We start from the raw sequence: 4,889 nt of genomic DNA, 5'->3' as shown, positions 1-4,889 counted from the left end.
GTTGAAGCGGATTCACTTTGAGAGACGCTGGTCTTCAAGGACTCACTCAAGGAACTGAAATAGACGAACTTTCTGAAGCGGATTCGGAATTTGATACAGATTGTGACTCTGAAGTTGATTCACTCTCTGAGGCTGACTCGGAGGTTGAAACAGACTGTGATTCTGAGACAGACGCACTTGTTGATGCTGACTCTGAGTTTGAGACAGACTGTGATTCTGACACTGATGCACTCTCTGAAGCGGATTCGGAATTTGAGACTGATTGTGATGCTGAAATTGATTCACTTACTGATGCTGACTCGGAAGTTGAAGCAGACTGTGATTCTGAAATTGATTCACTTACTGATGCTGACTCGGAGTTTGAAGCAGACTGTGATTCTGAGATTGATTCACTTACTGACGCTGATTCTGACGTTGAAGCTGACTGTGATTCAGATACTGACGCACTTTCTGAAGCTGACTCTGAGTTTGACACTGATTGTGATTCTGACACAGACGAGCTTGTTGAAGCGGACTCACTCAAGGAACTTGAAATGCTCGCCGATTTCACAGTACTCAAAGACGCACTCGTTGAAGCGGATTCACTTTGAGAGACGCTGGTCTTCAAGGACTCACTCAAGGAACTTGAGACACTCGCCGATTTCTCAGCACTCAATGACGCACTTGTTGATTCAGATTCACTTTGCGAAACGCTAGTCTTCAAGGACTCACTCAAGGAACTTGAGACACTCGCTGACTTCACAGTACTCAAAGACGCACTTGTTGATGCGGATTCACTTTGTGATACGCTCGTCTTCAAGGATTCACTCAAGGAACTTGAGATACTCTCCGATTTCTCAGCACTCAAAGAAGCACTCGTTGAAGCGGATTCACTTTGCGAAACGCTCGTCTTCAAGGATTCACTCAAGGAGCTTGAAACGCTCTCAGATTTCACGGTACTTAAAGACGCACTCGTTGAAGCGGATTGACTTTGTGATACGCTCGTCTTCAAAGACTCACTCAAGGAACTTGAGATACTCTCCGATTTCACAGTACTCAAAGATGCACTCGTTGAAGCGGATTGACTTCGAGATTGGCTTGTCTTCAACGATTCACTCAAGGAACTTGAAACACTTTTTGAGGCTACCGTGCTCAATGAAAGGCTGGTCGATGCAGATTGCTTAACAGACTCACTTCGACTTTGAGAAATAGATTCCTGCTTAGACTGACTGGCACTTTGCGACACTGACTCGCTGTAATCACTATCCGACAATTTCACCGTCACAACATTGGTCGTACTATCTTTATAAGTAATCGTTACCGTACCATCACTATTAACCGTATAAGACTTAATACGGTTGGCGACCTCTGGATTCAAGGCAGACACTGCCGCAATAATCTTACTCTTATCTGCGTCTGTTAGGGCAGTCAGGCTGGTCACCTGAATAGTGCTTGTCGGTGCCACACCCGGTGTACGATCTGACAAGCGACCCTGAGTAATACGAATCTCACCCAAGCCATTTGGACGGTTCATATTTGACGCATTGTCAATAGCAGCAACATTACGCTGCCATGTGTTTCGGAAAGAATGATAAAGGTCATCCTTCAAATGAATGGTCGTTGTAATGGTTGCAGGATTATCAGTCGTTGCTGTGATATCTCCCGTAATCGGTGCAATATTACCAGTTCCGTACTGGCTACTACCAAAGAAATTGCCGTTCAAGGCATTGTCATTCAAATCGGCTCTTGCAACGACTTTCATTTCTTTAAGCTTGCCACTGTCATCTGTTGCCGTGAAAGTCACAACAGCATCATCACCAGCATAGAGGGTATAGTTTTTCCCACCACCTTCGAGAGGCGTTGACTTAGGTTCCACACCATCAACAGTCAACTTGGCCGTCACTTCAGGACGCGTTCCGTCCGTTACAGCCACGGAATTACTGGCATCGGAATACACCGCATAATCACCATACATAATGCGAGCTTTGGCTGTTACACCACCTGTTTGTAACTTAACTGTCGGCGTCACAATCGCTTGACCTGAAGCATCTGCCACTGCTGTTCCCACTTCGTCGTCATTATTGTATAGAACGACTGTGGAACCTGGCTCAGCTCCCGTCACCGTTACAGGTGTCTGTGTATATGCCTTATCCAATAATCTCGTTTCAACAGTTGGTGCTGCAAGTCGCTTCACCGGAGCCGTCACATCATTTGTGGTGTTATCTTTATAAGTAATGGTCACCACACCAGATGATGAAACCGAATAAGATTTAAAGTCCTTTGAAGTGGCAATATTTGGGTTAGCAGTCTTAAACGCTTCCCAAACCTTATCTTTTTCAGCCTGGGCGAGACTACTTGTGTCATTAACAAAAGTACTCGTTGTCACCGCCGTAATCGGATTACGAATGCCATCATTTTGCGGCAAAACCTGAATACGAAGCGTGCGTGTCACTGACTGCTTAGCCGTATTAGTCACTACAAAAGAAACATTATAAATTTTCCCAGGTGTTACGACCTCTGTCTGCCCAACAGTCCCCACAATATTAAAGGCGACTGCACTATTTTTCAATGCAGTGGTCTGAGGCACGTTGATCCCATTCACACGATCACTACCAGAAGCGTAGCCAATGCTTTTAATACTATTTCGTGTAGGAATGGTTTCAACAACATTATAAGCCTGATTGATGTAGTCAGAGTTATAAACAGAAATCAAGGCATTGTTAGCCAGACCTAAATTATACTGGGGTGCACGGAGGTTGCTATTAGCATCAATGCGAGAACCATTACGAGGATCACGCTGACCAGATGTCGCACGAAGCACCGCATTGGCAAGACTATTTCTAGCCTGACGAGCCTGAGTTATCGTAGGAGACACATCACTATCACGATCAGCCAGACTGACACGAATGGCATCCAAGGCTTTATTTCCCTTGAGAATAGCAGCATCCGTATTTGGCAAATCAACAGCTTGAGCTTTATAGGTATAAATGTCTAAGGCTAAATCTTTGAGACGCTTTTCTTGTTCTAAACGCTCAGCATCAGCCACAACCGAGGCAGCTAGCAGCCCAGTCGCCGTATCAGACAATTTGAGATTCGTTTGCACTTCAGATGTCAAGGAAGCGTTTAACAAGGTTGACTCTGAGCTGACAAGGGATAGCCCTACTTTAGAGTTGCTACCACTATCACTCTTGCTAACTGACTGAACAGATGTACTTGTACTATGCTCTGATGATTTTTCAGCTACGCTCTCTGACAGACTATGTGAAGAGGAATCCATCTGACTTACTGATTCCGACTTAGAAGCTAATGAAGCTGACAAGGAAGCAGAAAGCGAGGCACTCAATGACAAGGATGTCGATCTTGAAGCTAATTCAGAAGCAGACACCGACTGGCTACGTGATAAAGACTCACTCAAAGAAGCCTCCGAAGTCTGACTTGACGCAATTTCTGATGACTCTTGACTATTTACTTGACTCTCTTGAACACTGGACACAGACTCCATATTTCCAAGAACAACGGAATCAGATGCAGCCAAGAAATCAGTCTTAGCTCCTGCTTCACTTTCCAAAATCGGCTGATCAGTCATTTCATTCGCATGAGCTACTTGAGTCACAACAGAACCACCTAACAAGGCCCCCGTTGCAAGCGCTCCCTTAAGCAGTGTCTGACCTGAAAAAGCAGGTGCATCCACCTCTACCTGATGGGCAGCAACAGACGGTGTATCCACGCCTCCTCTAAGCACCTTGAAAAGACCAAAATTCGACGTCGCCGCACGAAGCCAGTGCTTCCCTGACTTAACCAATTTAAAGCGTGTCACACGATCGGTTTCACGATATTGACCTTCATTCCTTCTAAAAAACATATAAACTCCATTTATTTTTGATTAAAACACTCCTTTAAATTTTATCATAAAATTAAGCAAAAAATCTTATTTCGAGATTGCTTTCTAGCAATTAATCCTTTCTTTCATCTCCCCAGAAATACGATAATAATGGTAACACTAAGACTTATTAAAACTATTTGTATTTTTAGAATATCAAACTAAAAAATCCCCTACCAATTAGGAAATCACTCTAATCGATAGGGGATATTTGATTGTCTAGCTAGAAGCTAATGATTAAACTTACTAGGACTTAGAAGTCTTCACTTTCTTCTTCATCTTTCTTACGTTTGGCAAGAAAGGCAAGACCTGTTGCAGTTGCCAAAGCACCCAAGGCAACACCTAATGATGAGTTTTCCTCACCAGTCTTAGGAAGTGCTTGGCTACCACGTTTGTGGTTAGGATCCTTCACTTCAGAAGTTGATTCTGAGGCAGATACTGAAGCACTTGTTGATGCTGACGCTGAAAGACTTGCTGATGTACTCAATGAAGTTGAGATACTTGTTGAAGTGCTTGTGCTTTCAGAGGCACTTAAGAATGCCGATGTAGAGGCTGACTCTGATACTGAAACTGAAGCGGATGTGCTTACTGACTCAGATGCGCTTGCTGATTCTGACGCAGATGCTGACTCTGATGCACTCGCTGATTCTGAGGCAGATACTGAAGCGGATGCGCTTGCTGATTCTGAGGCAGATGCTGAAGCGGATGCACTTGCTGAGGCTGAGGCAGATACTGAAGCGGATGCGCTCGCTGATTCGGATGTAGATACTGAAGCCGATGTGCTTGCTGATTCTGACTCAGATACTGAAGCGGATGTGCTTGCTGAAGCGGATGCACTTGCTGATTCTGATGCAGATGCTGAAGCGGACGCACTTGCTGACTCTGAGGCAGATACTGAAGCGGATGTACTTGCTGAAGCTGACTCAGAGGCGCTTGCTGATTCTGATGCAGATACTGAAGCGGATGCGCTTGCTGATTCTGATGCAGATACTGAAGCCGATGTGCTTGCTGATTCTGACGCAGATGTTGA

At 44.7% G+C, this 4,889-nt stretch carries 2 protein-coding genes and 2 pseudogenes; 1 reads left to right on the top strand and 3 read right to left on the bottom strand.

All coding sequences use genetic code 11. The features are described 5' to 3' along the window. The 3 genes and pseudogenes from HMPREF1517_RS09060 to HMPREF1517_RS10840 all read right to left on the bottom strand — a co-directional run. Positions 1–3,841 (bottom strand): annotated as a pseudogene (locus HMPREF1517_RS09060) (accessory Sec-dependent serine-rich glycoprotein adhesin); the annotation flags it as partial. A 271-nt stretch (positions 3,842–4,112) separates the two neighbouring features. Next, positions 4,113–4,271, bottom strand: coding sequence for an LPXTG cell wall anchor domain-containing protein (locus HMPREF1517_RS10755; protein WP_269634968.1), 159 nt, complete (start codon positions 4,269–4,271; stop codon positions 4,113–4,115). A 173-nt stretch (positions 4,272–4,444) separates the two neighbouring features. Next, positions 4,445–4,696: a magnesium transporter MgtE N-terminal domain-containing protein gene (locus tag HMPREF1517_RS10840; RefSeq protein ID WP_443030970.1), complete on the bottom strand. Its 252-nt coding sequence runs from the start codon at positions 4,694–4,696 to the stop codon at positions 4,445–4,447. Between HMPREF1517_RS10840 and HMPREF1517_RS10835 the strand changes: the two are divergent. Further along, positions 4,675–4,889, top strand: a pseudogene (locus tag HMPREF1517_RS10835) (hypothetical protein); the annotation flags it as partial. The gene HMPREF1517_RS10840 and the pseudogene HMPREF1517_RS10835 sit on opposite strands and share 22 nt — an antisense overlap.

The sequence above is a fragment of the Streptococcus sp. ACS2 genome, assembly GCF_000525585.1.
Taxonomy (GTDB): Bacteria; Bacillota; Bacilli; order Lactobacillales; family Streptococcaceae; genus Streptococcus.
Note: the sequence above shows the minus strand (reverse complement) of the source record. Positions and strands in the feature narration are given on the sequence as shown.